Annotated in this window: 26 protein-coding genes; 3 read left to right on the top strand and 23 right to left on the bottom strand. The window is 71.2% G+C overall.

From position 1 onward, the window contains the following. From infB to VK923_11470, 20 genes are all read right to left on the bottom strand, one after another. Positions 1–2,225, bottom strand: a 2,225-nt coding sequence (infB, locus tag VK923_11565; GenBank protein ID HSJ45309.1) for a translation initiation factor IF-2, incomplete at its 3' end; no start/stop codon positions are given. A 463-nt stretch (positions 2,226–2,688) separates the two neighbouring features. After that, the gene (nusA, locus tag VK923_11560; GenBank protein ID HSJ45308.1) at positions 2,689–3,783 is read right to left on the bottom strand and encodes a transcription termination factor NusA; all 1,095 of its coding nucleotides are present in this window, start codon (positions 3,781–3,783) and stop codon (positions 2,689–2,691) included. Positions 3,784–3,841: 58 nt separating this feature from the next. Further along, positions 3,842–4,300: a hypothetical protein gene (locus VK923_11555; GenBank protein ID HSJ45307.1), complete on the bottom strand. Its 459-nt coding sequence runs from the start codon at positions 4,298–4,300 to the stop codon at positions 3,842–3,844. Positions 4,301–4,832: 532 nt separating this feature from the next. Beyond that, positions 4,833–5,810 carry a potassium channel protein gene (locus VK923_11550; GenBank protein HSJ45306.1) on the bottom strand — a complete coding sequence of 326 codons (978 nt, stop codon included), beginning with the start codon at positions 5,808–5,810 and terminating at the stop codon, positions 4,833–4,835. Between the two features lie 206 nt (positions 5,811–6,016). Beyond that, a complete protein-coding gene (locus tag VK923_11545) occupies positions 6,017–6,280 on the bottom strand; it encodes an NlpC/P60 family protein (protein HSJ45305.1) in 264 nt (87 codons plus the stop codon). A 357-nt stretch (positions 6,281–6,637) separates the two neighbouring features. Beyond that, entirely contained in the window at positions 6,638–7,069 is a 432-nt protein-coding gene (locus VK923_11540) for a PPOX class F420-dependent oxidoreductase (GenBank protein ID HSJ45304.1), read from the bottom strand. A 106-nt stretch (positions 7,070–7,175) separates the two neighbouring features. Beyond that, positions 7,176–8,336, bottom strand: coding sequence for a flavodoxin-dependent (E)-4-hydroxy-3-methylbut-2-enyl-diphosphate synthase (gene ispG / locus VK923_11535; protein HSJ45303.1), 1,161 nt, complete (start codon positions 8,334–8,336; stop codon positions 7,176–7,178). 103 nt (positions 8,337–8,439) lie between these two features. Next, the gene (locus VK923_11530; GenBank protein ID HSJ45302.1) at positions 8,440–9,600 is read right to left on the bottom strand and encodes a site-2 protease family protein; all 1,161 of its coding nucleotides are present in this window, start codon (positions 9,598–9,600) and stop codon (positions 8,440–8,442) included. Then, positions 9,600–10,745, bottom strand: a complete 1,146-nt coding sequence (gene dxr, locus VK923_11525) for a 1-deoxy-D-xylulose-5-phosphate reductoisomerase (protein ID HSJ45301.1) — start codon at positions 10,743–10,745, stop codon at positions 9,600–9,602. Before dxr ends, VK923_11530 begins: the two co-directional genes overlap by 1 nt. A 5-nt stretch (positions 10,746–10,750) precedes the next feature. Next, on the bottom strand, positions 10,751–11,989 hold the full coding sequence (gene rlmN, locus VK923_11520) for a 23S rRNA (adenine(2503)-C(2))-methyltransferase RlmN (protein ID HSJ45300.1): 1,239 nt from the start codon (positions 11,987–11,989) through the stop codon (positions 10,751–10,753). A gap of 16 nt (positions 11,990–12,005) precedes the next feature. After that, complete coding sequence (locus tag VK923_11515) at positions 12,006–12,851, bottom strand: phosphatidate cytidylyltransferase (protein HSJ45299.1); 846 nt, start codon at positions 12,849–12,851, stop codon at positions 12,006–12,008. A 12-nt stretch (positions 12,852–12,863) separates the two neighbouring features. Continuing rightward, positions 12,864–13,421 (bottom strand): ribosome recycling factor, encoded by a 558-nt coding sequence (frr, locus tag VK923_11510; GenBank protein ID HSJ45298.1) that lies wholly within the window; start codon positions 13,419–13,421, stop codon positions 12,864–12,866. Next, positions 13,414–14,193, bottom strand: coding sequence for a UMP kinase (gene pyrH, locus VK923_11505; GenBank protein HSJ45297.1), 780 nt, complete (start codon positions 14,191–14,193; stop codon positions 13,414–13,416). The genes frr and pyrH overlap by 8 nt, the downstream gene beginning before the upstream one ends. 190 nt (positions 14,194–14,383) lie before the next feature. Next, positions 14,384–14,998 (bottom strand): translation elongation factor Ts, encoded by a 615-nt coding sequence (locus VK923_11500; GenBank protein HSJ45296.1) that lies wholly within the window; start codon positions 14,996–14,998, stop codon positions 14,384–14,386. Between the two features lie 87 nt (positions 14,999–15,085). Next, a complete protein-coding gene (rpsB, locus tag VK923_11495; GenBank protein HSJ45295.1) occupies positions 15,086–16,081 on the bottom strand; it encodes a 30S ribosomal protein S2 in 996 nt (331 codons plus the stop codon). Between the two features lie 253 nt (positions 16,082–16,334). Beyond that, positions 16,335–16,862 (bottom strand): peptidoglycan DD-metalloendopeptidase family protein, encoded by a 528-nt coding sequence (locus tag VK923_11490; protein ID HSJ45294.1) that lies wholly within the window; start codon positions 16,860–16,862, stop codon positions 16,335–16,337. 548 nt (positions 16,863–17,410) lie between these two features. After that, positions 17,411–18,331, bottom strand: a complete 921-nt coding sequence (locus VK923_11485; protein HSJ45293.1) for a tyrosine recombinase XerC — start codon at positions 18,329–18,331, stop codon at positions 17,411–17,413. Then, on the bottom strand, positions 18,328–20,322 hold the full coding sequence (locus VK923_11480; GenBank protein HSJ45292.1) for an aconitate hydratase: 1,995 nt from the start codon (positions 20,320–20,322) through the stop codon (positions 18,328–18,330). The genes VK923_11485 and VK923_11480 overlap by 4 nt, the downstream gene beginning before the upstream one ends. Positions 20,323–20,402: 80 nt before the next feature. Next, positions 20,403–21,506 (bottom strand): DNA-processing protein DprA, encoded by a 1,104-nt coding sequence (dprA, locus tag VK923_11475; GenBank protein ID HSJ45291.1) that lies wholly within the window; start codon positions 21,504–21,506, stop codon positions 20,403–20,405. Positions 21,507–21,533: 27 nt separating this feature from the next. Continuing rightward, complete coding sequence (locus VK923_11470; protein HSJ45290.1) at positions 21,534–22,283, bottom strand: ATP-binding protein; 750 nt, start codon at positions 22,281–22,283, stop codon at positions 21,534–21,536. Between VK923_11470 and VK923_11465 the strand changes: the two genes are divergently transcribed. The 3 genes from VK923_11465 to VK923_11455 all read left to right on the top strand — a co-directional run bounded on the left by VK923_11465 (position 22,269) and on the right by VK923_11455 (position 23,138). Continuing rightward, a complete protein-coding gene (locus tag VK923_11465) occupies positions 22,269–22,400 on the top strand; it encodes a hypothetical protein (protein HSJ45289.1) in 132 nt (43 codons plus the stop codon). The genes VK923_11470 and VK923_11465 overlap by 15 nt on opposite strands. Before the next feature lie 133 nt (positions 22,401–22,533). After that, positions 22,534–22,767: a hypothetical protein gene (locus tag VK923_11460; protein HSJ45288.1), complete on the top strand. Its 234-nt coding sequence runs from the start codon at positions 22,534–22,536 to the stop codon at positions 22,765–22,767. Continuing rightward, a complete protein-coding gene (locus tag VK923_11455) occupies positions 22,764–23,138 on the top strand; it encodes a hypothetical protein (GenBank protein ID HSJ45287.1) in 375 nt (124 codons plus the stop codon). The genes VK923_11460 and VK923_11455 overlap by 4 nt, the downstream gene beginning before the upstream one ends. Before the next feature lie 45 nt (positions 23,139–23,183). Here VK923_11455 and VK923_11450 read toward each other — a convergent pair whose 3' ends face one another. The 3 genes from VK923_11450 to VK923_11440 all read right to left on the bottom strand — a co-directional run. Next, a complete protein-coding gene (locus tag VK923_11450) occupies positions 23,184–24,605 on the bottom strand; it encodes a hypothetical protein (GenBank protein HSJ45286.1) in 1,422 nt (473 codons plus the stop codon). Beyond that, positions 24,568–24,822 carry a hypothetical protein gene (locus VK923_11445; GenBank protein ID HSJ45285.1) on the bottom strand — a complete coding sequence of 85 codons (255 nt, stop codon included), beginning with the start codon at positions 24,820–24,822 and terminating at the stop codon, positions 24,568–24,570. Before VK923_11445 ends, VK923_11450 begins: the two co-directional genes overlap by 38 nt. Before the next feature lie 384 nt (positions 24,823–25,206). Next, the coding region (locus VK923_11440) for an HK97 family phage prohead protease (GenBank protein HSJ45284.1) at positions 25,207–25,811 on the bottom strand (605 nt) is incomplete at its 5' end.

The raw sequence follows: 25,811 nt of genomic DNA, 5'->3' as shown, positions 1-25,811 counted from the left end.
ATCGCGCCGGACAGGTCCTCCAGCGACAACGTCCGCCGCTCGGCGAGCTCCATGCGCCGCTCCCGAGACTGCCGGTTCTCGGCGATCTCGCGGGCGGTCCGCTCGTCCTCGACGACGCGGAACTCGTCGCCGGCCGCGGGGACCTCGCTCCATCCCAGCACCTGCACCGGACGCGACGGCCCGGCCTCGGTGACCTGGGTGCCGTCGTCGGCGAACATCGCGCGGACCTTGCAGTCCGCGATGCCCGCGACCAGGTTGTCGCCGATGCGCAGCGTGCCGGTCTGGACGAGCACCGTCGCAACCGCGCCACGGCCCCGGTCGAGGTTCGCCTCGATCACGGCGCCCTGCGCAGGACGGTCCGGGTTCGCCTGCAACTCACTGACGTCGGCCTGCAGCAGCACCATCTCGAGCAGCTCGTCGAGGTTCTGTCCGCTCTTGGCCGAGACGTCCACCATCGTCGTCTGGCCGCCGAACTCCTCGGCGACCAGGTCGTACTCGGTCAGCTGGCTGCGCACGCGGGTGGGGTCTGCCGTCGCCTTGTCGATCTTGTTGACCGCGACGATAATCGGCACGTCCGCTGCGCGGATGTGGTCGATCGCCTCGACCGTCTGCGGCTTCACGCCGTCGTCGGCGGCGACGACCAGGATCGCGACGTCGGTCACCTGGGCGCCGCGGGCACGCATCTGGGTGAACGCCTCGTGACCCGGGGTGTCGATGAACGTGATCGCCCGGCCGTCGCGACGCACCTGGTACGCACCGATGTGCTGGGTGATGCCACCGGCCTCGCCGCTGACCACGTCGGTCTTGCGGATCGCGTCGAGGAGCAGCGTCTTGCCGTGGTCGACGTGGCCCATCACCGTCACGACCGGTGGTCGCGGCTTGAGGTCCTCGGGCTTGTCCTCGATCTCGGGACCGAACTCGATGTCCTCGGGCGTCACGAAGTTGATGTCGGCGTTCATCTCCGCCGCGACCAGCTCGATGAGGTCCTGCGACATCGACTGGGTGACGGTGATCATCTCCCCCATGCCGAACAGGACCCGGACGATGTCGGTCGGGTTGACGTTGATGAGTTTGGCGAACTCACCGACCGTGACGCCGGGCAGGACTTCGACGGGGCCCTCGACGCTGGCCCGGACCGGCTCGCCACGGCGGAGGCGCGGCTGCACCTGCTCCTCGAACTGGTCCTGGAGCGTGGGCTCCTTCTTGCGCCGTCCCTTCTTGGCCTTCTTGGCACGCCGGCCGGCAGGGCCGCCGGGAGCCGACGGGCTGCCGGGACCGCCGCCGGGGCCTCCGGGGCCGGATGGCCTGGCGGGCGTGCGGGCAGGCCCGCCCTTGGGGGCCTCGCGGACCGGAGGCGGGATGCTCCGGCGTCCCGTGCCCTCCTTCGGCAGGTTGTGCTCCACACGACGACGTGGCTCGACGGGTCGGCCGGTCGCGGCGGGGCTCAGCGGGCGTCGTGGCACCGTCGGCTGGCCTGGGCGCGGCGGCGTACCCGGGCGTGGCACGCCGGGCTGACCGACGGGTTCGTCGTCGGTGCGCTGTGGCGCGCGCGCCGCCGGCGCCTGCGGCTGCGGCTGCGGCTGCGGCTGCGCGGGCTGCTCGGGCGCCTGGCGCTGGGCCTCGCTCGGCGCGGGTGCCGGGCGCACGAGCCCGGCGCGCGCGGCGTCGGCTGCGCGCGCCACGGGCTGCTGCTGCGGCGGCGTGGCCGCTCGCGCCTCCTCGGCGGGTCGCGCGGGAGCCGTGGGCGCCGGCTTCTCGGTCGCGGGCGCGGTCGGTGTCGTCTCGGCCGGCGCCTGCGGCGTCGCCTCGGCCGGCTCGGGCGCGGGCGCCTCACCGCCCACGCTCACTCCACCGCCGGACTCGGGGCGGAACGGTGTGGTCGGCGGTCGGAACCTCCGCGCGGCCGGTGCCGCCACCGGCTGCTGCGCCTCCTGCGCCTTGCGCAGGTGCGGGGGAAGGATCCGCCGCGCCTTGGACTCCGACGCCGCATGGCGGACCGCTTCGAGGTCGTACTGCTCGGCCTCCCTGCGGGCGCGCTCCTCCTCGGCCCGCCGCCGCGCCTCCCGCTGCTGACCCAGGCTCTCACGGAACCTTGTGGCGTCGACGCTCTCGACAGTCGACGAGTGCGATCGCGCGGTGACGCCGAGCTCGGACAGGCGACGGATGACCTCCTGGTTGGGAAGCCCCGTCTCCTTGGCGAGCTCATAGATTCGAACCTTGCTCACGTGCCATCTCCTACAGGCGATCCGCACCCCGTCCACCGTGCCGGCGGAGCGCTCGTCGCCTCGCGATCAGTCCTCTGTCCCTCGGAGCCGGTCCGCCACATACGTAGTGGAACCGGGCTCCGCGAATCCTGTTGTCGTGTGGGTCGTGCCATCGCCGCCGCCATCGTCGCGCCGGTTGGCTCTCCAGTCTTGCAGCAGTGCCGCCGTGTCGACGGTGACGCGGTCTCGAGTCGTTCGCAGCGCGTGTGCCAGCCGCCGTCCGTCGGTGAGCACCCGGGTCGCGCACTCGATCCGCCAACACAGGTAGGCTCCCCTGCCAGGTAGCCGCTGGTCGGCGTCGACCACGATCGCGCCGCCCGCGACTGCGAAGCGGACGAGCCATCGCTGCTGGCTACGGCGACGGCACCCGATGCAGGTACGACGTGGGCGATCAGTGGACGACGACGCGCCCTGGTGACCCATCCTACCCCGTTGACTCCGGATCGACGTCCGAAGCGGGCGCATCCGCGGCCACTGGATTGCCGTACTCGTCGATCTCGCCGCGGGCGAGGGCCGCCTCGAACGCGGCCTGCTCCTCGGCGGACTGCGTCTCGCTCTTGATGTCGATCCGCCAGCCGGTGAGTCGCGCGGCCAGCCTGGCGTTCTGGCCCTCCCGGCCGATCGCGAGCGACAGCTGGTAGTCGGGCACCACCACGACCGCAGTCGGCGGCTGCTCGTCGGCGTACAGATAGACCTCGGAGACCTTCGCCGGCGACAACGCGTTGCTCACCAACGCCGCCGGCCCGTCGGCCCACGGGACGATGTCGACCTTCTCCCCTGACAGCTCCTCGACGATTGCCAGGACCCTGGTGCCGCGTGCGCCGACGCAGGCGCCCACCGGGTCGACCGTCTCGTCATCGGACGCCACCGCGATCTTGGTGCGGTGCCCGGCCTCACGGGCGATGGCGCGGATCTGGACGAGGCCGTCGGCGATCTCGGGGACCTCGAGGCGGAACAGCTCCTCGACCAGGTTCGGGTGGCTGCGCGAGCAGACGATCTGGGGGCCCTTGAGCGTGCGCCGCACCTCGGTGACGTAGGCACGCAGGCGCGTACCGTGCTCGTACCGGCCGGCGGCCCGCTCCGCGGGGACCTGCTCGGCGACAGGAAGGACGGCCTCGGCGTTGCCGAGGTCGAGCACCGTGACGCGGTTGTCGTGGATCTGCACGGTGCCGGTGACCAGGTCGCCCTCGCGCCCCGAGTACTCCCCGTAGGTCAGCTCGCGCTCGGCCTCGCGCAGACGCTGCATCAGGACCTGTTTGGCCGTCTGCGCGACGATCCGACCGAAGTCCGACGGCGAGTCCTCCCACTCGCGCACGACGTGTCCGGCGTCGTCGAGCTCCTGGGCGTAGATCGTGACCTCCCCACTGTCGCGGTCGATCGTGACACGTGCGTCCTCGGCGTCGACGTGCGAGCGCTTGTAGGCGCTGGCCAGGGCGCTCTCGAGGGCTTCGACGATCGTCTCGAACCCCAGGCCCTTCTCGCGTTCCATCATCCGCAGCGTTGCGATGTCGACGCGCATGTCCGGCGCTCCTCTCCTCGTCCGCAGCCCACCCGGGGCGTGTCCATTCTCCCCGGCGCTACCACGGCAGCGCCTGCGCCGCCTTGACGATGTCCTCATAAGCGACCGAGACCGTCGTGTCGCCGTCGACCACCTGCACGGCGTCGGGGCCCGCCTGCACGACCTCGCCGCGGACCTGCTCGACGTGGTTCGCCCCCACCCGCCGATGGATCAACACCGGTCGGCCCTCGACACGGTCAAAGGCGGTCTGATCGGTCAGTGGCCAGTCCACGCCTGGGGACGTGACCTCGAGCGTGTAGCGCCCGGCGATCGGGTCGACGTCGTCGAGCCGCCGCGACAGCGCCTGGGACAGCTGCTGGCACGTGCCCAGCGACACCCCGCCCTTGCGGTCGACGACGACCCGGACCAGCTGACGCGACCCCTCGCCCTTGTGCTCCACGGCGAGGACGTCCACGTCCAGCCTGCGGGCCTGCTCGCCCACCAGGTCGCGGATGAGCGACGCCGACGTGTCGCCCATGGCCGTCCTTTCGCGTCCCGGCGGCTCTGCGGAGTGTCGCGGAGCCTGGCTTCCACCGTTCGGTCCGACGCCTGGGTGACCCGGCTACGCCCGACAGAAAGCAAAAGTGGGCGGCCCGCGCCCACTTGCATCCGTATACCGAACCAGCGTTCACACGTTGTGCGTAGCTCGTGCGGCCCAATCGTCAGACCGTTCGTCGTGCCAGGCCACGGTAGCAGCGGGCCCATGCGTGGGCAATGGGTGGCATGCGGCTGGATCCGCCGTGCTCCAGGGTCTGTTTCCGGACCGGTCGTGCGCTTGTGACGCTCGACTCCCAACGGCCAGGGAGCCTACGGCACCGAGACCAGGGCACAGCTGCGCCCGGCTCGCAAGGCGCGGTGAGCGTCGCATGCCGGGCCTGCCCATGTGCCCGGCGAAGCCGGGTTCGCCCAGTCGTTCGTGGAACCTGGCCGCACGAAGTTCGTGGGAGCCGCAACGACGCGAGCCGGGATGCAGGTGGGGCCGAATCCCGGCCGGGACCGGGAGACAGACCCTAAAGGCGCAGGTCGCTGAGCGCGTCGCGTCCGCCGAGGACGACGAGCAGGTCACCGGCGTGCAGGACGGTGTCGGGCTCCGGCCGGGTGTTGGTCGACCTGCCCTCGGCCCGCACGGCGAGCACCGTCAGGCCGTGCCGCTCGCGGAGCTGGAGGTCACGCAGGCTGCGACCGTCCAGCGGCCCGTCGGGGCGCACGGCGACCTCCTCCAGCATCAGGTCCTGCTCGCTGCCGCGGGTGAGCACGTCGAGGAAGTCGACCACCCCCGGCCGGGTCACGAGCGCGGCGATTCGGCGGCCGCCGATCGCCGCCGGCGCGATCACGCGGTCCGCGCCCGCTCGGCGGACCTTCGCCTCATTCTCGTCGCTCTTGATGCGGGCCACGACGAACGTGTCGGGACTGACGCCCTTGGCGGTCAGCGAGATCAGCACGTTGTCCCCATCGTCGTGCGCGCACGCCACGACGGCCGCTGCCCGGCCGACGTTGACGTCGAGCAGCGTCTCCTCGTGGGTCGCGTCGCCCTGGATCGCGAGCAGGTCCAACGACCGCGCGGCGGCCACCCGGTCGGCGGCTGGGTCGACCACCACGACCGACTTGTCCTCCTCGAGCAGATGGATCACCACGTGGCGGCCCACCTGCCCGAAGCCGCAGACGATCGTGTGCCCTGACAGCCTGGCGAGTTCCCGGTCCATTCGACGCCTTCCGAGCAGGTCCTCGAGGTGGCCCTCGAGCACGAAGTCCAGGCCGCTGACCACCAGGAAGGTGATCGAACCGACGCCCAGCACGATGATGAGCAGGGTGAACAGGCGCGCCGCACCGGCCAGCTGGATCGTCTCGCCGTAGCCGACCGCGGCGATCGTGATGATGGTCATGTACAGCGCGTCGAGCACCCCCGCGTCACCGAGCACCATGTAGCCGACGGTGCCGAACACGGTGAGGACGAAGACCAGCCCCGTCGCGAAGAGCAGTCGGCGCATCGGAGAGCGTCGCATCGCAGGGCTACCTCGTGACGTGTGCGTGCCGCCGTCGCTGCGGCAGGCACTCATGCCGTGTGCCCCCGCCGTCACGGCCGTGGGGCACACTCGGTGTCGTGGCCGGGACGCTGCATGGCCGTAAGCGGCGCTGCGGTCGGCCCACCAGTTCTACCAGCCGCCGATCACCCGGCGGTGGCGTGGACGAGGGCTCACACGACCCGTCGGAGGGCGGCCGGCGTCCTGGTGATCTGCTGCACCTTGATGACGTCGCCCGCGAGCGGTGCGACCACCGTCGTGGTGGCACCCGCGTTGATGCCAATGTGGTCGACCGGTGAGCCGAAGGTGAGGTCGCCCGGCCGTGCCTGGCCGAGCGACGCCACGGCGCGGCCTGCTCGCGCCTGGTCGCGGCGGACGCGGAGCAGTTCGGCTCCCGACCGACGGACCGTGTAGTGGACGAGTCCCGAGCAGGTCATCGTGTGCGCGGTCGCCGGGACGCCGGAGGTGCACCCGAAACCGCATGGGCCACGATGTCCCGCCGCGACACCGCGTCGATGCGCACGAGGACGACGACACGCAAGACTTGTCACCCGGCAGAGCTCAGATCGCATGGGAGCACAGGGCGGGGAGCAGAACGACATGTGGCGGAGGGACGTGGACGGAACGCGACCTCTGGTCGATGCCGGTCGAGCACGGTGATCCGAGCGGCTCACAGACGGCTCCGGCACGAAGGTGGGTGCTGTGTGGCGACCGGGCGGCTGATCCACGGATGCGCAGTTATCCAGTGCAGGCCGACGTCGGCATCCGGGTACGGGAGCTGGGTGCCACACGGGTCAGCCGCGCGTCGGGTACATGCGCTCGATGGCGAACGACAGCTCCAGTCGGCGCTCGTCCACCATCGCCGCGTGGAACTCGTCAGGGTCGTCGTGGGGCTTGTCGCTGACGGCCTCGTACAGCTCCAACAGGCGTTGACAGGTCTCGTCGCCGGGCTCGGTGGCGATCGGTGACAGCCGCGCTGTGCCCTCGACCACGACGTAAGTCCAGAAGTCGTCGCTGGTCACATGCAGGCTGACGCGCGGGTCATGGCGCACGTTGGCCGTCTTGGCGCGGGTGTCGGTGACCGACACGCGGACCTCGTCGTCGATCAGCGCGTACGCGACGTTGGACAGCTGCGGGCTTCCGTCGGACGCCTTCAGCGTGACCAGCACGCCCCAGTGGTGGTGAGCGACGAACGTTCGGGCGTCATCGGTCGTCAGCGGCGGCACGGCCGTCCTCCTTCGATCTCATTCGGGTCGCGGCAGCGGGGTGCGCCCGCCGCCGACACGCGGTCCCTCGATCGTCGGGAGGGCGGCGAGCGCGCGCGCTTCGAGGCTACGTGGCAACCGTGGGCGCACCGTCTCCACGCTCGGCACGGATCTCGTCGGCCATCTCGTTGGCGAAGTGCACGAGCGTCTCGACGATGTCGCTCTCCTGCACGGTGAACAGGACCTCCCCCTTCCGGAGGATCTGGCCCTTGCCCTTGCCGGCCGCGACACCGAGGTCGGCCTCGCGGGACTCCCCCGGCCCGTTGACGACACAGCCCATGACCGCGACGCGCAGCGGCACGTCGATGCCCTCAAGCCCGGTCTGGACCTTCTCGGCCAGCGAGTAGACGTCGACCTCGGCACGCGCGCACGACGGGCACGACACGATGTCGAGGCCGCGTTCGCGCAGGTGAAGCGCCTCGAGGATGCCGATGCCCGCCTTGACCTCCTCGACGGGATCGGCCGACAGGGACACGCGGATGGTGTCACCGATGCCTTCGGCCAACAGCGTGCCGATGCCCACGGCACTCTTGGTGATCCCGGTCTTCGGTGGTCCCGCCTCGGTGACGCCCAGGTGCAGGGGGTAGTCGCACGACTCGGCGAGCAGGCGGTAGGTCTGGATCATCACCCACGGGTCGGAGTGCTTGACCGAGATCTTGATGTCGTGGAAGTCGACCTCTTCGAGCAGCCGCGCCTCGTTCAGCGCGGACTCGACCATGGCCTCCGGGGTCACCCCGCCGTGCTTGGCGAGGATGACGTCCTCGAGGCTGCCACCGTTCACGCCGATGCGGATCGGGATGCCGCGCTCCCTGGCGGCGTCGCCGATCACCTTGACCTTCTCGTGCTTGCGGATGTTGCCAGGGTTGATGCGCACGCCGGCACAGCCGGCCTCGATCGCGGCCATCGCGTACTTCCACTGGAAGTGGATGTCGGCGACGACGGGCACGGTCGATTTGGCGGCGATCGCCGCCAGCGCGTCGGCATCCTCCTGACGTGGCACCGCGATCCGGACGATGTCGACGCCCGCTGCGTTGAGCGCGGCGATCTGCTGCAGCGTCGCGTTGATGTCGTGCGTCGGCGTGGTGGTCATCGACTGCACGCTGACCGGAGCGTCGCCACCAACGCCGACGTCGCCGACGTGCACCGTCCGGCACGCCCGCCGTTTCGGCGGCTGGTGCGCGGCGAGTTGTGGCGCCGGCTGGTTCAGGATCGGCAGTGACGAGCCCATGATGTGCACGTACCTCGCAGTGGTCGCGTGGTTGCTCCAGCCAACCCTATCCGCACGTCGTCCGAGCCGGCTCGCGGGAGAGGCGGGCGAACGGCGGTCGCGGCTACTGGATCATCTCCGAGATCGGGTTGACGATGTCGACGTAGATGGCGGTGAGCGCGAACAGGCCGAACAGCAGCAGGACCGCCAGCGTCAGCGGCATCAACGCCTGAGGGTCGATCTGCCAGTCCGTCGCCATCCCGCGCCGGCGCCGCACCGCGTTGACCCCTGACTCGACGGCCAACACGGCGAGGTGGCCGCCGTCGAAGGGCGGCAGTGGCAGCAGGTTCAGCGTGCCGATGATGATCTGCAGCTGGGCGAGGAGCACGATCACCCACGAGAACGCTCCGATGCTCGCCAGCGCCGAGGCGGCCTGCCCCGCGCCGACCAGGCTGACGGGTCCGTCAGCCGTGCGCGGCGTCTCGCCGTCGGCCTGCGACAGCCACCGCGACAGGCTGTCGGGCCTGAAGACCTGTGCGATGCCGACGACCGACCGCTCGACCTGGGTCGGCACGGAGTACTCCCCCACCCAGACCCCCGCCGCGGCCGCCGGAAGCGACCACGTCTGATAGGAGAGCCGGTCCGATGCCAGGCCGATGAACCCGACCTGCTCGCCCTCGACCTCCCTGGTGTCCAGCGTGACCGAGACGGTGTTGGTGCTGCCGTCACGCCGGAAGGTCAGGTCCACCCGCTCGCCGCCGCGGGCCGCGACGGCCTCACGCATCTCGTCGAACGTGGTGATCTCGATCCCGTCGATCGCGACGATCCGGTCTCGCCGCGCCAGCCCCGCCTCGTCGGCGGGTGACCCCTCGACCACCTCGGTCACCTCGTTGCTGCCGACCGGTGCGCCGTCCTGCAGCCGCGGCAGCTCGAAGAAGGCCATCGCGAAGAAGAGCAGGACCGCTGCCATGACGAAGTGCGTGAACGAGCCGGCGACGAGGACGATGGCCCGCTGCCAGGCCGGCTTCGCATGGAACGCCCGGGGCCCGTCCGCCGGGTCGATCTCCTCGTAGCGGTTCATGCCGGCGATCTTCACGAAGCCACCGGCAGGGATCGCCTTGACGCCGTACTCGGTCTCGCCACGTCGCACCGACCACAGGGTCGGGCCGAAGCCGAAGAAGAACCGCTCCGCCTTCATCCCGAACCAGCGGGCGGTGAAGAAGTGGCCAGCCTCGTGGACCATGATCGATCCCACGATCACGACCACGAAGAATGCCAGCGCCATCACGTCACCTCTTGTCGAGCGGCGAGGACCCGGTCGGCGTGCTCCCGAGCCTCGGCCTCGGCTGCCAACACGTCGTCAATGTCGGCGATCGGCGTGTTGTCGTGCTCCTCCAAGACTGCCGCGACCACGCGCGGGATGTCGAGGAACCGCACCCGGTATTGCAGAAAGGCCGCCACGGCCTGCTCGTTGGCAGCGTTGTAGGCGGCGGGTGCCGTGCCCCCCGCACGCCCCGCAGCGATGGCCAGATCGATCATCGGAAACGTCGTGGCGTCGAGCGGCTCGAAGCGCAGGTCGTGACCGGCCGTCCAGTCCATGCGCACGGGCGGGGTGTCGAGCCGCTCCGGCCAGGCCAGCGCCAGCTGGATCGGCAGGCGCATGTCCGGCGGCGACAGCGCGGCCATGACAGTGCCGTCGACGTACTCGACCATGCCGTGCACGATCGACTGCGGGTGCACGACCACCTCGATGCGGTCATAGTCGAGCCCGAACAACAGATGGGTCTCGATGACCTCGAGCCCCTTGTTGGCCAAGCTCGCGGAGTTGATCGTGATCACCGGCCCCATCGACCACGTCGGGTGCGCTAGCGCCTCCTGGACAGTGACGTCACCGAGGTCGTCGGCCGTGCGGCCCCGGAACGGCCCGCCGCTGGCCGTCACCAGCAGCCGTGCGACGTCGCGCGTTCGCCCCGCGCGCAGGCACTGCGCCAGCGCGCTGTGCTCGCTGTCGACGGGTACGAGCTGATCGGGACCGGCGGCCTCGAGCACCAGCGGGCCACCCACGATCAGCGACTCCTTATTGGCCAGCGCGACCGTGCCGCCGGCGCCCAGCGCCGCAAGCGTCGACCGCAGGCCGACCGAACCGACGATGCCGTTGAGCACGACATCCGTGGGCATGGCGGCGAGCTCAGCGACACCACGCTCGCCGTCCAGCACGTCGACGTCGTCGGGCAGCAGCCTGCGTGCCGCCTCCGCGGCATCGACGTCGGCCAGTGCCACACGGTTCACGCCGAACCGCCGTGCCTGCCGGCACACCAGATCAGCGTTGCGGCCGCCCGCCAGCGCGTCGACAGTGAAGCGATCGGGGTGCTGCGCGATCACGTCGAGCGCCTGCGTGCCGATCGACCCGGTCGATCCCAGAAGCGTCACGCGCCTCACCGGTCGGGCTCCACGGAACGGGCCGGGGCCAGCGGCAGCACGCGCTCAGCGGCGGGCAGCCGCCGACCACTGGCGACCTGGTAGTTGGCGTACAGCTGTCCGCAGGCGGCGTCGATGTCCGTGCCCCGGTTGTGCCGGATCGTCGTGGTGAGGCCGCCGTGCTCGAGGATGTCGGCGAAGCGACGCTGAGCGGCGACCGGTGGCGCGACCCACGGCACCGCCGGCGTCGGGTTCATCGGGATGAGGTTGACGTGGGCGCGTCGGGGGCGCAGGAGCGCGACCAGCTCCCGCGCGTGGTCCGGTGTCGCGTTGACGTCGTCGATCAGCACGTACTCGAAGGTCATCCGCCGCCCCGTGGCCTCGACGTACGCGTCGCACGCGGCGAGCAGCTCCGCAAGCGGATGCTGCCGGTTGAGGGGCACCAGTTGGGCGCGCAGCTCGTCGTTGGCAGCATGCAGGCTGATCGCCAGCGTGATCGGCAGCGCGAGCGCCATCAACCGCCGGATGCCGGGCACCAGACCGATGGTCGAGACGGTGACCCCACGCGCAGACAGGCCGAACCCGTCGCGGCGTGTCAGCCAACGCACCGTCGCGATCGTGACGTCGAGGTTGGCCAGCGGCTCGCCCATGCCCATGAAGACCACGTTCGTGACGTGGTCGGGTGTGCCGTCGGGGCGCACGCCGCTGCGCCCGCCCGCTGTGCCGGGTGAGGTCGGGGGGTCGCGCAGCAGCGCAGTGACCGCCGTGACCTGCGAGACGACCTCGTCGGTGCGCAGCTGCCGACGCAGCCCCGCCTGGCCCGTCGCACAGAACGGGCAGCCCATTGCGCAGCCGGCCTGGGTCGAGATGCACACGGTCGCGCGGCCGCGCGTCCTGCGGGCCGCCGCTCCGCTGCCCGCCGTCGACCTTGGCCCACCCGCCGGATAGCACAGCAGCACGCTCTCGATCGCCTCGCCGTCCCCGAGGCCGAGCAGCACCTTGTGGGTCAGCCCACCATCGGCGGTGACGTGGCTCAGCGTCGTCGGCGCAGGGGGGAAGCGGCGGGCCAGCCGGCCCCGCAGCGCGAGAGGCAGGTCGGTCATCGCCGCGGGATCGGCGACACCCCGCGCGAGCCACTGCGCGACCTGCCTGGTCCGGAACGCCGGTTCGCCCTCGAGCAGCTCCTCGAGCACGCCGGCCGGCATGCGGTAGGGGTCGACGACATCGCCGCCGGTGGCGGCGGTGGGCGGCTTCACGGCCGGCCTCGTCATGTCAGAGGCGGCCGGCGAGGAGCACGAGGTGGGCGACCGGAAGGGTGAACAGCATGGCGTCGACCCGGTCCATCATGCCACCGTGGCCGGGCAACAGACGGCCGAGGTCCTTCACGCCGAGGGACCGCTTGACCGCCGACTCCGCAAGGTCGCCGATGACGGCGACGATCGCGACCAGTGCGCCGAGCGCGACCGCGCGCCCCACTGACAGCCGGTCGATCATCAGTGGGCCGGCGATCGCCGCGACGAGCATCGCCCCGAGCATCCCGCCGACCACGCCCTCCCAGGTCTTGCCGGGGCTCACGGCGGGGGCGAGCTTGTGCCGGCCGAACTGATAGCCGACGCCGTAGGCGAAGATGTCGCTGGCCGCGGTCAGCAGCACCGTCAGGATCACATACCACTGGCCGTCCGGTCGCCGGAGCAGCAACGCGAGGAAGCTGGCCAGGAACGGCACCCACATCCCGATCAGCAGCCCGCTGCCCGCGCTCTGCAGCGGCGCCGGGTCGGAGCGGTCGGCCAGCGACCACGCCAGCACGGCCAGGACCATCACGATCAGCGCCGTGAGCTGGCCCATGGCGCCGTACACGAAGGCTCCGGCGAGCATCGCCAGTCCCGCCACGAGCACCACCGCCGTGGGTGGCCGGGCCGCCGTGGTGCGCAGGGCCACGTCGACCTCGAGCACCGCGATCACGATCGCCAACGCGATGAACGACAGCAGCGCCCACTTGCTGACGAATGCGCTGCCCAGGAACAGGACGGCGAACAGGACGGCCGAACCGACGGCCAGCGGCAGGTTCCGGCCGCCGGATGGGCCCGCTGCGGGCCCGGACCCGTCAGTCTGCGCCATGCACGGGCCCGATCACACCTCGAGGAGCTCCCGTTCCTTGTTGGCCAGCAGCTCGTCGATCGTGCCCACGTAGGTGTCGGTTAGCTTCTGCAGGTCGGCCTCAGCGCGCCGCAGGTCGTCCTGCGTGATGTCGCCGTCGCGCTGGAACGCCTCGAGGTGGCTCTTGGCGTTGCGACGGATGTTGCGGACCGCCACCCGACCCTCCTCGGCACGCTCCCGCGCCAGCCGCACGAAGTCCTGGCGGCGCTCCTGGCTGAGCTCGGGAAACACGATGCGGATGACGGTGCCATCGTTGGAGGGGTTGAGGCCGAGGTCGGCCGCCTGGATGGCGCGCTCGATGTCGCGTAGCGCGTTCTGGTCGTAGGGGTTGACCAGCAGCATGCGCGGCTCGGGCACGCTGACGCCGGCGATCTGCTGCAGCGGCGTCTTCGTGCCGTAGTAGTCCACGGGCAGGTTGGTGATCAGACCTGGGTTCGCCCGCCCGGTGCGGATCTTGGCGAACTCGCCGCGGGTGTGGTTGATCGTGTCCGACATCCGCAGCTCGGCCTCGGTCAACACGTCATCAATCACCGTCGTCTCCTCCGGACGGTCGGCTGCGCACCACGGTGCCGATCGGCTCACCGGCCGCCACCCGGCGGATGTTGTCCTCCGCGAAGACGTCGAACACGATGATCGGCAGGTCGTTGTCCATGCACAACGACAGCGCCGTGGCATCCATCACCTTCAGGCCACGCTGGAGCGCATCGAGATAGGTCAGTTCGTCGAACCGGCGCGCGTCAGGGTGGGTCACCGGGTCCTTGTCGTAGACCCCGTCGACCTTGGTCGCCTTGAGGATCGCCCGGGCGTTGATCTCGAGCGCCCGCTGGGCGGCGGCGGTGTCGGTCGAGAAGTACGGTTCGCCCAGACCGGCCGCGAAGATGACGATCCGGCCCTTCTCAAGGTGGCGGATCGCGCGGCGGCGGATGTAGGGCTCGCACAGCTCCTGCATCGCGACCGCCGACAGCACGCGTGTCGGGACACCCTGCTTCTCGATCGCGTCCTGCAGCGCGAGCGCGTTGATGACCGTGGCCAGCATGCCCATGCTGTCCGCGCTCGAGCGGTCCATGCCGGTCGCCTGCGGCGACGTGCCACGGAAGATGTTGCCGCCGCCAACGACGACGCCAACCTGCACTCCATCTCCGGCGATCGCGGCCAGCTGCCGGGCCAGCGACCTCAAGATCACCGGGCTGATGCTCGCCCGCTCGTCGGCGAACGCCTCACCCGACAGCTTGACCAGGATCCGGTCGTATCCCCGCGGAGCCGTCACGTCCGACCGCTTCCGCTGATCCGTTGCAACGGTCATGTCAGCGGCCTCGGCCGGCTGCTCGGTTTCGCGGTCGGCGTCGCACTGCGCACATGCATGGACGGCTGGCTCCCGGATCGACTCCGGTGGCAGCCTACTCGACGCCGCGCCACGCGTCCGGACACGGGGCCGACGACGGGCAGAGGGTCCGACTCCTTCGTAGAGCCGGCCCCCGATGCGTGTCGCGTCCTCAGGCGCCGACCTCGAAGCGCGCCATGCGAGAGATCTCGATCTTCTCGCCGGAGGTCCGCTGGAACTCTTCGAGCAGCTGGCGGACCGTGCGCTTGTCGTCGCGCACATAGGGCTGGTTCAGCAGCACGCGCTCCTTGTAGAAGGCCTTGACCTTGCCCTCGACGATCTTGTCGATGATGTGGTCGGGCTTGCCCTCGTCGCGCGCCTGCTTCTCGGCGAACTCGCGCTCGGCGGCGAGCTGCTCCGGGTCGACCTCGTCCTCGGAGATGACGGCGGGCCGCATCGCGGCGACGTGCATCGCGATGTCGCTTGCGAGCTGGCGGAACGCGTCGCCCTTGGCGACGAAGTCCGTCTCGCAGTTCAGCTCGACCATGACGCCGACCTTGGGCGGCAGCCCCGGCGTCGGTGCGTGCAGGTAGGCGTGCACGATGCCCTCACTGGCGGTGCGGTCGCCCACGCGGTCACCCATCTTGGCGCCGGTCCGCTCACGGACGAGCTCAGCAGCCTTGTCGAAATCTCCCTCGGCGTCGACGAGTGCGCGCTTGCAGTCCATCATGCCGGCGCCGGTGGCCTCGCGGAGGCGTTTGACGTCGGCGGCGGTGATCTCGGCCATCGTTGGTTCCCCCGTGGTCAGTGTGCTTGTGGCCCGCGCCACGGTGGCGCCTGGCGGCGCAGCGGCACAGGGCGTGGAGGCGTCGCTCTAGCCGGCGTTCTGCGGTTCCGGCGTCGGCGCGTGCTCGGCGGCGCGCGGCTCCGCATCGGGTGCGGCCGGCGCATCCGTGGACGCGTCGGTGGGCGCGGACGCCGGCTCCTCCTCCGCGGCCTCCGCGGGCACGTCATCGGTGCTCGCGGCGGCCTGGGCGGCCTGCCGCGCGGCCTCCTCCTGCTGGAGCGCGATCTCCCACTCGGCGAGCGGCTCGTCGGTGTCGGTGGTCGCCGCGGTCGGCGTCTCGGCCGCAGCGGCCACGGCCGCGGCCTGCTCGGCGACGACCTCGTCGCGGGTGCGGCTGGCCATCAGCTGGTAGCCCTCGGCGCAGGCATCCGCGATGAGCCGGGTCAGCAGAGCGCCCGAGCGGATCGCGTCGTCGTTGCCCGGGATGACGTACTGGACCTCGTCGGGGTCGCAGTTGGTGTCGACGATCGCGATGACGGGGATGCCGAGGCGGTTGGCCTCGCGGACCGCGATGTGCTCCTTGACGGTGTCGACGACCCAGATCGCTGATGGCAGCTTGTTCATGTTGCGGATGCCACCGAGGTTGCGCAGCAGCTTGTCGCGCTCACGGCGCAGCGACAGCGCCTCCTTCTTGGGCAGCACCTCCATGCGCCCGTCGGTCTCCATGTCCTCGAGCTCGCGCAGGCGGGTCAGCCGCAGCTTGATCGTCTCGAAGTTGGTGAGCATGCCACCCAGCCAGCGGAAGTTGACGTAGGGCATGTTGACCCGCAGCGCCTGCTGCTCGACGGCCTCCTGTGCCTGCTTCTTGGTGCCGACGAACAGCACGCTGCCGCCCTTGGCGACCGTGTCGCGGACGAAGTCGTAGGCGTTCTCGAGCAGACCGATGGTCTGTTGGATGTCGATGATGTAGATGCCATTGCGCTCGCCGAAAATGAACCGCTTCATCTTGGGGTTCCAGCGGCGTGTCTGATGGCCAAAGTGCACGCCGGCCTCGAGCAGCTGGCGCATGGTGACGGCGGACATGTGGTGCTCCTGTTCGGGTGCGCACGGCCGGCAACGGCCGCACTTCGGTTGTGGCGTCGCAGCCGTCGGGCACCGTCGGTGATCACCGGTCGTGCGACGGGCCTTCCCCACGCCGGAGCGCGGGACCGCAGGCCCCACCGGGCTGCTGTGAATTGACGGCACCCCGCAACGTGCGGAGAGCCGCCTTGGGTAGAGCATACACGCCAGGTGGACGACCGGTCGCGACGTTGCGCCGTCCGACGGCGCACCCGGCTCACGGCACCGGCACGAGCACTGGGCGCCAGCCACCGAGCAGCCGCAGCGGATCGACGTAGCCTCGGTTGCGGCGGGCGCCCCAGTCGAGTCGCGCGCGCTCGGTCACGGTGCCCAGCGGCGCACCGAGCGCGACCGCGTCCCCGATGCGCACCGACGAGGCGAACCCGCCGTACGTCGTCGACAGCCCACGGTCGTGCGTGACCGTCACCCACATCACGCCGGCGACGTGTCCGGCGAATGTCACCGTGCCCGCCAACGCCGAGCGCACGGGCTCGCCGCGCACGCCGGCCAGGTCGACACCGCGGTGCCCGGGGCCGTACGGCGTGGCGGGCGGGTCAAAGTGTCGCAGGACGCGGCCACCCACCGGAGCCACGGCCGCGGGCACCGCGTCGGACCGCCGGACCGGCGCCCACGCCGGCGGACCGGATGCCCGCCCGGGCGTGGGCCGCGCCCACGCCGGTCCACCCACCAACAGCACGGCCAGCACCAGCGTCGCGAGCCACCGCGTACGTCGTCGCCATCGCATGCGGTGCACGGTAGAGCCACGCCATCGGGACGGCGCGCGCGAGCGCAGCGCGGCCTGTGGACGGTCACGGTCGGTCAGGTGACCGGCACCGCCAGCTTCGCCCGCGGCGCCGGCGCCGCCCTGGTCCAGCTCGGCGAGCTCCGCGTCGGTCGGGGTCTCCCACCAGGGTCGCCTCGAGCTCTGCGACCGCGGTCCGGGCCGCTCCGCGGTGGTCGCGACCGCGCGCGGGACCCGTCCACCCCGCACAGCTCGTCGACGATCGCGTCCCTCTGATCCGCGGGATCGCTAGCTCCGAACCTGGCCCCGTGGCCGGGATCGAGCGCTCGATCGTATCGATCGAGCCGACATGGCGTACGCGATCAGGTCGCCCGCGTCGACGGCCGCCGTGATGCCGACCGACAGCCGTCCCGCCACTTCACCAGCGGAGGTGCAGGATGAGACGCTCGCGATCCGCCGGGTCGCGGTCGCGGACCCCCATGGCGCCACAACGCGTCGACGTCAGGCGGGCGTCCGCAGCCACTGAGTGGTCGGTGGTCGCGTGGGAGGTGTCATGCGCGCGGATGCGCGTGTTCATAGGCGGAGCGCAGCTGTTCTCGTGAGACGTGGGTGTAGATCTGCGTGGTTGCGAGCGCGGCGTGTCCGAGCAGCTCCTGGACGCTGCGCAGGTCCGCGCCCCCTTCCACCAGGTGTGTAGCGTAGGAGTGGCGCAGCGTGTGCGGCGTGACCCTCGACAGCCCGGCCGCCGCGGCGCACCGCTCGACGACCCGGCGCACGCTGCGCGGATCCAGGCGCCGGCCAGCCGCGTCGCAGAACACCACGGTGGTCGGGGCGGCGGTCAGCACGGGCCGGCCGTCGGTCAACCACCGCGCGAGCGCCGCACGCACCGGCTCGCCCAGCGGCACCACCCGCTCGCGACTGCCCTTGCCGAACAGGCGTGCCGACCGCGTTGTGAGGTCCAGCGCGTCGTCGAGGAGGCCGACCAGCTCGCCGACGCGGGCACCACTGGCGTACAGGAACTCGAGCAGCGCCCGGTCACGCAGCCCGCGTGGCGACGCGTCGGGCACCGCGAGCATGCGCTCGACCTCGTCGGTGCGCAGCACGCGCGGCAGGCTGCGGCCGGCGCGGCTGGTCGCAAGGCCCGCGGCGGGATCGGCGTCGACCATGCCGCGCAGCGCCAGCAGGGCGAACAGCGCTCGCACCGAGGCGGCCTTGCGTGCCAGCGATGCGCGCGCGTAGCCGTGCCGTCCCAGCTCCGCGAGGAACCGTCGCAGGACCAGCGGCGTGACCTCGGCCGGCTCATCGATCCCGAAGCCGGCGCAGAAGCCGGCGAGCTGGCGCACGTCGCGGTCGTAGGCGGCGACCGTGTGCTCCGACAGGCCCCGTTCCCCTGCCAGGTGCGCGTGCAGCGTGTCGACCGCCCGCCGCCACGCGGGGGGCAGCTCGCGGGCGACCTCGACGGGCGACGTCACGCGCCCGCGGGGTGCTGGGAGTGGTCCTTCGCGAGCTTGTCGCGGAAGATCGGAATGAGGCCCCCGGCGAGCACCATGTCGACCTGGCGGGACGACAGACGGTGGCGTACCGTGATCGTCCGGTCCTGCGTGGTGTTGGTCACCTCGAGCTCGGACGCGCCGTCCTTCAGCGTTTCGTGGATGCCCTGCAGGGACAGCACGTCACCCTGCTCGATGGACCCGTAGTCGTCCGGGTCCGTGATCTCGAGCGCGAGGATGCCGAAGTTGGCCAGGTTCTGCCAGTGGATCCTGGCGTAGCCCTTGGCCAGCACGACGCGCAGGCCCAGGTAACGGGGCGCGATGGCCGCGTGCTCTCGGCTCGATCCCTGGCCGTAGTTCTCGCCTCCGACGATCGCGTGGCCGCCGTGCGCCTCGAAGGCCTGACCAGCGCGCTCGACGTAGGTGTCGTCGACCTGGTAGTAGACGAACTCGGAGATCTTCGGGATGTTCGAGCGGAACGGCAGCACACGTTGACCCGCCGGCATGATCTCGTCGGTCGAGATGTTGTCACCGACCTTGAGCAGCACGGGGATCTCCAGCTTGTCGGGGACGCCGTCGAAGTCAGGCAGCGAGACGATGTTGGGGCCCTTGACCAGCTCCTCCGTCTGCGCCGCGTCGGGCGACAGGGGCGCCTCGAGCATCGACGTGTTCACGATGTTGGTCTCGGGCAGCCGGAACGTCGGGTAGGAGATGCCGAGGCGGTCGGGCAGGTCGCGTGGATCCGTGATCTCGCCGGTCAGTGCCGAGGCCGCGGCCGTCTCCGGCGAGCACAGGTACACCTGATCGTCGTCGGTGCCGCTGCGCCCAGGGAAATTGCGCGGGAACGTGCGCAGACTGATCTGGCCGCTCCCCGGTGCCTGCCCCATGCCGATGCACCCCATGCAGCCCGACTGGTGGACGCGCGCGCCGGCGTGCACCAGGGGCATGAACAGCGTCATCGCGTCCAGGTTCTCCAGCGTCTGGCGCGACGTGGGGTTGACGTCGAAGCTGACACGGTGGTGTGTCTGTTGGCCGTCGACGATCATCGCGACGATCCCGACGTCGCGCAGACCGGGGTTGGCCGACGACCCGACCACGACCTGCGTGACCGCCCTGCCGGCAACCTCCCGGACGGGCACGACGTTACCCGGGCTCGACGGCGTCGCGATCAGTGGCTCGAGATCGCCCAGGTCGATCTCGTCGGTCACGTCGTAGGTCGCGTCGTCGTCGGCCAGGATCTCCGTGAAGTCGTCCTCGCGCTCCTCGGTGCGTAGGAAGCGGCGGATCTCGTCGTCAGCCGGAAAGACGGTGGTCGTGGCGCCGAGCTCTGCCCCCATGTTGGCGATGACGTGGCGGTCCATCGCCGACAGGTTGGCCAGGCCAGGGCCGCGGTACTCGATGATGCGGCCGACACCGCCCTTGACGTCGTGGCGCCGAAGCATCTCGAGGATGACGTCCTTCGCACTCACCCACGGTGGCAGCTCGCCGGTGAGGTGGATGCCCCAGATCTCGGGCATCTTGATGTAGAGCGGCTCGCCGGCCATCGCCATGGCGACCTCGAGGCCGCCGACACCGATCGCGAGCATGCCGAGGCTGCCAGCGGCGGGCGTGTGGCTGTCGGAGCCGAGCATCGTCGCCCCCGGCTTGCCGAAGCGCTGCATGTGCACGGCGTGGCTGATCCCGTTGCCGGGCTTGGAGTACCAGACGCCGAAGCGACGACAGGCACTGCGCAGGAACAGGTGGTCGTCCGCGTTGCGGTAGTCGGTCTGGAGCAGGTTGTGATCCACGTACTGCGCGGACAGCTCGGTCTTGACGGTGTCGAGCTCCATGGCCTCCAGCTCGAGCATGACCATGGTGCCGGTGGCGTCCTGGGTCAGCGTGTGGTCGATGCGCACGGCGATCTCCTCACCAGGCGTCATCTCACCGTCCACCAGGCGGCTGCTGATCAGCTTCTGCGCGACATTCTGCCCCATGTGCCAGTCCCTGTTCGCCGTCGGTCGGATCCTCACTGTGTGCTACCCGTCCGGCGGAACGCTGCAACGCGGGTGGGCGGTCAGGCCCGCACGACGCCGTGGGCGGTGATGGCACCGACCCCGCGGTCCACCAGCTCCGCGACCGCGACCATCACCACCGGGGCTGGCAGCGTACTCGCCGCCACGAGCGCGTCGGTGGAGGCCGGGACCGGGCCGAGCAGGTCGAGCACGGTGCGCGCCGTCGCCGACAGGCCCGGCGCGGCGACCGGGCCCGGTGCCGCCCCGGCGTCGTCCATCCTGGCCGGGCACAGGCTGGCGACGAGCTCGCCGATGCTGGTCATGGGGCGCGCGCCGTCGCGGAGCAGCGCCAGCGGTGCAGCGCTCGTCGGGGCGTTGATCGACCCGGGCACGGCCCAGACCTCACGGCCCTGCCCACCCGCGAGCCGTGCGGTCTGCAGTGCGCCGGACGTCTCACGACCCTCGACCACCACGGTCGCGTCGGCCAGCCCACTGATGATGCGGTTGCGCTCGAGGAACTGCCACGGACGCGGCCCCGTGCCGGGCACGAGCTCGGTCACCAGGGCACCGCTGGTCGCGATCGCCTCGCGCAGCTCGGCCGTGCGCGCAGGGTAGTCCACGCCCAGGCCGGTGCCCAGGACCGCCACCGTGCTGCCGCCGCCGTCGAGCGCACCGCGGTGGGCGGCCTGATCGATGCCGCGTGCGAGACCGGACACGACCACGATCCCGGCCTCTGCGAGTGCCGCGCCCAGGCGATGGGCGGTGCGGGCACCGTCCAGGCTCGGACGGCGGGTCCCCACGACGGCGACCGCCGGGCTCCGCCGCGCCGGCGACCCGGTCCCGGCCACGAACAGCCACACCGGCGCGCCCAGCTCGGGCCAGGCGTCGGCGAGCGACGGCGGGTACCGATCGTCTCCGACGACGACCAGCCGGCCGCCGAGGGCCTCGAGGCGGGACCGCACGCGCAACAGCAACCGCTCCGCCGCCATGCCGATCCGCGCACGCAGCTCATCGACGACCTGTAGAGGCGTGCACGGCTTGCCGGCGTCGAGCAGTTCCCGCAGCACCTGCTGCTGGACGGACGCGCTGGCTCGTCCCGTCGCAACGATCCGCAGCACGTCGCTCGCCGACGGTCGCCTGCCGGTGTCCGAGTCAAGCCGTGCCATGGCTGCACCGTTGTGGTCGTCCACCGCTCAGGCACCGGTCGCTACGGCGGCACCGTGGTCCCCGTCGTCGCGCACGCTGCGCAGCGCGGCGCGGTGGGCCAACGCCTCGAGCACATGGGTGCGGCCGATCAGGTCGTCTCCGCCGAGGTCCGCGCACGTCCGTGCGACGCGCAGCGCCCGGTCGAACCCACGACCCGACAGGGTGCCGGCCTCGACGGCACGCCCGAGCGTGCGCAGCGCATCGGATCGCGCGGTGGTGCGCACGCGGACGGCAGCCACCGACCCGTTCGGCACGCCCCACCGGGCGACCGCGGCCCCGCGGGCTTCAGCCACGCGGGCGGCCACCGTGTCCGACGACTCGCCCTCGGCGCCGGTCACGAGGTCGTCGGCACGCAGCGCCTGCAGGCGGGGTGCCAGGTCGATCCTGTCGGCGAGCGGCCCCGACAGGCGTCGCCGGTACGCCCAGATCTCCGCCTCGGCACACTCGCACATCCCCGCACCCCCGCAGGGGCACGGGTTGGCCGCGGCCACGAGCAGGAAGCGGGCCGGGTAGTGGACGGTCGCCCGCGCGCGGGCGATGCGCACCCGCCCCTCCTCCAGTGGCTCGCGCAACGCGTCGAGCAGCCGCCGTGGCCACTCGAAGAGCTCGTCGAGGAACAGCACACCGTGCGTTGCGGGTGTCAGGTTGGAAACGAACAGTGACCCGGCGCCGGTAGGGCCGGCCCGGGTCCGGCCAGCACCACAATGAAAGGGAGTGCTGACATGGACATTCAACACGACGAACCAACCGTCGACGAGCTGGAAGACGAGAACCAGCGGCTACGCGACGAACTCGAGCTCGCCGAGACGCAGCTGAAGGCGATCCGCGCGATCGTCGCCAGGGACATACGGTGACGGTCGACAGGCTCGTCGAACTCGTCTTCAGAGGGAGGAGGGCGGGACCGTCCAGTAACCAAGAGTGTCCCCGCGCCGGGGGGGACCGGCCGGGGACGTGGCCAGCACCACAACCGAAGGGAGCAATGCTGACATGAACATCCAAGCAGAACAACGCGCCGCCTGCCCGTGGTGCAACCACTTCAACGAGCCCGACGGCTGCCCGTACCTCGACCACGTCGGCAACCTCGTCGGCGACACCGAATGCCCAACCGTCTGCAACCAGCCGGCGACGAAGTTTCTGGTCCTGCCGATCGGGACGCTGCCGCTGTGCGGAGACCACTTCCCCACCGCACGGGCCATCGTCGAGGGCGGGGGCGACCGGTGAGCGACTACACGCTCCTGCCACCCACCGACGTGCAGGCACCAGCCGAAGCGCTCGCCTGGTCACCCGCCCACGGGTTCGTCGTCGACCTCGCCGAACTCCTCGAGGCCCGCGGCGAAGGCGAACGCACCCTCGAGGTCACAGATGCACCGGACGGTCACCCGTTCGGCGTCATCGCCGACGTCGAAGGCGAAGCCCCGTTGGCGAGCCTGATCCGCGTCGACCGGATGCTCGTGGACATGCAACGCGCTCAGCGCGCGCTCGCCGAACGACTCGCGGACATCATCGACCGCCAGTCCGGTCAGGACACCGACATCGCGGTCGAAGTCGCCGCACTGAAGGCACGGGTGCTGCGGTTAGAGGGCAGCGACTGACAGAGAACGGTGAGGGCCCCCGCCCTGTCGGGTGGGGGCCCTCACTCAGTTGAACACCCACACCTGCGGGCCCGTCGGCTGCCACCCGCGGACAGCGTGCCCCCACGCCGCCAACGTGACGGCCACCAGCGGCGAGATGTCCACGCTCGGGCCCTTGCGCGCCCACAACCACGCGTCGCCCAGCACACGCCGCTGTGCGCCCGCTACGGCGGCGTTGAGCGGCGTCTGACCCATGTGCCACAGCGACGGCTCGTCGCCGCACACGGCGTCATAGATCGCGCCGCACGCGGCGGCGTGGTCCCGCACCGTCGGCTCGGTCAGCTCGACCCCGGCGGCCTCCAGGTCCGCCACCAGCGACGCGGCGGGCCCGCCCGGGTCGATCACCACGGCGCACGGGTCCCACCGCTCGACCAGCTCCTGCACGCGCTCGACCACCCACCCGGTGCCGCGGCGGTGGTCGACGACCTCGACGTGGCCACCGCCACCCGAACGATTGGTCAGGCCGGCGACAGCGATGGAGCTCCACGTCCGCTCGGGGTTCGTGTCGACCGCGAACGCCGGGCGACCGACGATCTGTGACCCCAGGTCGGCACGCGCGGCCCACAGGTCTTCGGGGATGACCTGCCACCCGGTCGGCATGTCCGACGGCCACCAACACAGATAGGCGCGGCAGAACTCGGGGAGGTCCATCGACTCGAACTCGTCGCGGATGACGTCCTCGGCCACGGTGTGACCGAGCGCCGGCATCGTGGCGCGCCACACCTTCGGGTCGCCCGGGTCGACGTCGCCGGGCGCGGACCACTCGAAGAACGCGGTCGAGCTCGACGTTCCAGCGGCCACACGAGTCCGGCCGGCGTCGACCTTGCCCCGCAGATACACCGACCGCTCGGTGCCGGCGCTGGACGTGGTCCAATACTGCGGCTGCGCGCGGGTGATCTGCGTCGGCCGCAGGCCCTGCTCCAGCGTGTGGTCCTCGTGGACCCACGCCTCGTCGACCACCACGAGGTCGGTGTCGTCGCCGTGGCCGGCGGTCTCACGGGTGCTCGTGATGCTGTGATGGCTGCCGTTGACCCACCGCACCGACTCCGACCCGTTCGTCAACCGGACCGTGTAGCCGGCGAGCACGCTGCGGTCCAACGTCGGGATGTGCTCCTCGACCAGCTTCTTGCGCGCATGGTTGCGGCTGCTGCTCGTGAACACGACCCACTGCCCCGCCCACGCCCGCGCGCGGTGGACCATCACCGCCAGGTCGAGCGTGGTCTTCCCGCTGCGTCTCGGGACGACCAGGTCCACACGGCGGTAGGCGAGCAGACCGGTGTCGGGGTCGACCTCGAGCGCGACGTCGGCGACGTGGCGTTGCCACGGCATGAACTGCTGGCCGAGCGCCGCAGCGACCTGCGCGACCCGCGGGCCCAGCGTCGGCCGGTCGCTATTCCGCGGGGTCCCATACCGCGGCGGACAGGTCACCGAGGAGCTCCTGTTCGGGGTCGACCGCACGCGCCGGGTCGGCCGCGAGCGCCTGCATGATCACCCGCAGCTCACGGGACACCGCCGCGGCGGCCATCCCCGCGCCCGCGTCCAACTCGGCGGCGAGCACGAGCGCCGCAGCGGCGAGCGACCCGGCGGGCGGGGCGGTCACGCCGAGCTTGTCGAGGTCCGCGCGGACAGCGTCGGCGACGCTCACCGGTGCCCCACCCCGCTGGGGAGAGAGATCGGCAAGCCCGAAGGCTTGGCCGACACCACGCGTCCAAAAAAACCGCGCGCCGTCACCAGTCGCGTGAGTTTGTTATCTTGTCGTCGTGTGAGTTTGTTATCTTCTTTTGTGTCGCTGACCATCTGGATTTGTTACCTCTCGATTGGTTGCATTTGATTTGGCAGGTGGGGCAGCCGTCGACGCCGTGGGCGGGTCGCATGTTGGCGGGGTCGGCGACGCGCTCGGGCGCGACCGAGCGTGGGATGACGTGGTCGATGGTGGTGGCGCCGGGGTGGCCGCACAGCCAGCAGACGTCTGAGGCGGCGAGGACGGCGGCGCGGCGACGCCGGTACGGTCGGTTGGTGAGCGGTTGGCTCACGTCCGGAGACGCGCGATCGTCAGCCGCGGCGAATGCTGCGCGTGCGCGTTGTCTGCGTGGCGGACGCCTGCGACCTGGGCGCCCATGTAGGCGCCCTTGCGGACGACGCCGACGTGGTCGAGGGCGGCGCGGGTGCGGACCACGCGCGTGCTGGTGATCCACCGTGATCCGCCGGGCCGTTCGACGAACCCGACGGACAGGCCGAGTGGGACACCGTCGCGGGCGAGCGCGAGGATGTCGTTGCCCTCGGCGGTGTCGGACACGCGGAACGCGCCGTGCAACGCGTCGGTGTCGTCGCGCAGCTCGACGCCGACGCCGATCGGCAGGACGCCGTTGTCGCGTGGGTGGCGGCGCACGAGCGGGACGGCGGCGGGGTCGGTGCCATCGAACGCGCCGCGTTCGAACGTCTCGGTGACGAGTCGGCCGCGGTCGAGGACGCGGGCTTCCTGCCGGTACGGCAGCACCGGGCCGTACAGGACGCGGCCGGTGTCGTCGTCGCGGACCTGGAGTTGGTCGAGGGCGACGGCGCGGATCAGGACCTCGGTCATGCGACGGCCTCCAACCCCGGTCGTGCGCCCGCCGGGAGCGGCGGGCGGTCCTC

It is taken from the genome of Euzebyales bacterium, from assembly GCA_035461305.1.
Taxonomy (GTDB): Bacteria; Actinomycetota; Nitriliruptoria; order Euzebyales; family JAHELV01; genus JAHELV01.
The sequence above is the reverse complement of the archived record's forward strand: the minus strand, read 5'-3'. Positions and strand labels throughout refer to the sequence as shown.

Excerpts from the sequence above, each read along its gene's own strand:
- nusA (HSJ45308.1), bottom strand. The coding sequence starts at position 3,783 with ATGCGCGTCGACATCGCAACGCTGCGGATGATGGAACGCGAGAAGGGC.
- VK923_11555 (HSJ45307.1), bottom strand. The coding sequence starts at position 4,300 with ATGGGCGACACGTCGGCGTCGCTCATCCGCGACCTGGTGGGCGAGCAG.
- VK923_11550 (HSJ45306.1), bottom strand. The coding sequence starts at position 5,810 with ATGCGCCGACTGCTCTTCGCGACGGGGCTGGTCTTCGTCCTCACCGTG.
- VK923_11545 (HSJ45305.1), bottom strand. The coding sequence starts at position 6,280 with ATGACCTGCTCGGGACTCGTCCACTACACGGTCCGTCGGTCGGGAGCC.
- ispG (HSJ45303.1), bottom strand. The coding sequence starts at position 8,336 with ATGGGCTCGTCACTGCCGATCCTGAACCAGCCGGCGCCACAACTCGCC.
- VK923_11530 (HSJ45302.1), bottom strand. The coding sequence starts at position 9,600 with ATGGCGCTGGCATTCTTCGTGGTCGTGATCGTGGGATCGATCATGGTC.
- VK923_11515 (HSJ45299.1), bottom strand. The coding sequence starts at position 12,851 with ATGGCGCAGACTGACGGGTCCGGGCCCGCAGCGGGCCCATCCGGCGGC.
- pyrH (HSJ45297.1), bottom strand. The coding sequence starts at position 14,193 with ATGACCGTTGCAACGGATCAGCGGAAGCGGTCGGACGTGACGGCTCCG.
- VK923_11500 (HSJ45296.1), bottom strand. The coding sequence starts at position 14,998 with ATGGCCGAGATCACCGCCGCCGACGTCAAACGCCTCCGCGAGGCCACC.
- rpsB (HSJ45295.1), bottom strand. The coding sequence starts at position 16,081 with ATGTCCGCCGTCACCATGCGCCAGCTGCTCGAGGCCGGCGTGCACTTT.
- VK923_11490 (HSJ45294.1), bottom strand. The coding sequence starts at position 16,862 with ATGCGATGGCGACGACGTACGCGGTGGCTCGCGACGCTGGTGCTGGCC.
- VK923_11480 (HSJ45292.1), bottom strand. The coding sequence starts at position 20,322 with ATGGGGCAGAATGTCGCGCAGAAGCTGATCAGCAGCCGCCTGGTGGAC.
- dprA (HSJ45291.1), bottom strand. The coding sequence starts at position 21,506 with ATGGCACGGCTTGACTCGGACACCGGCAGGCGACCGTCGGCGAGCGAC.
- VK923_11465 (HSJ45289.1), top strand. The coding sequence starts at position 22,269 with ATGGACATTCAACACGACGAACCAACCGTCGACGAGCTGGAAGACGAG.
- VK923_11460 (HSJ45288.1), top strand. The coding sequence starts at position 22,534 with ATGAACATCCAAGCAGAACAACGCGCCGCCTGCCCGTGGTGCAACCAC.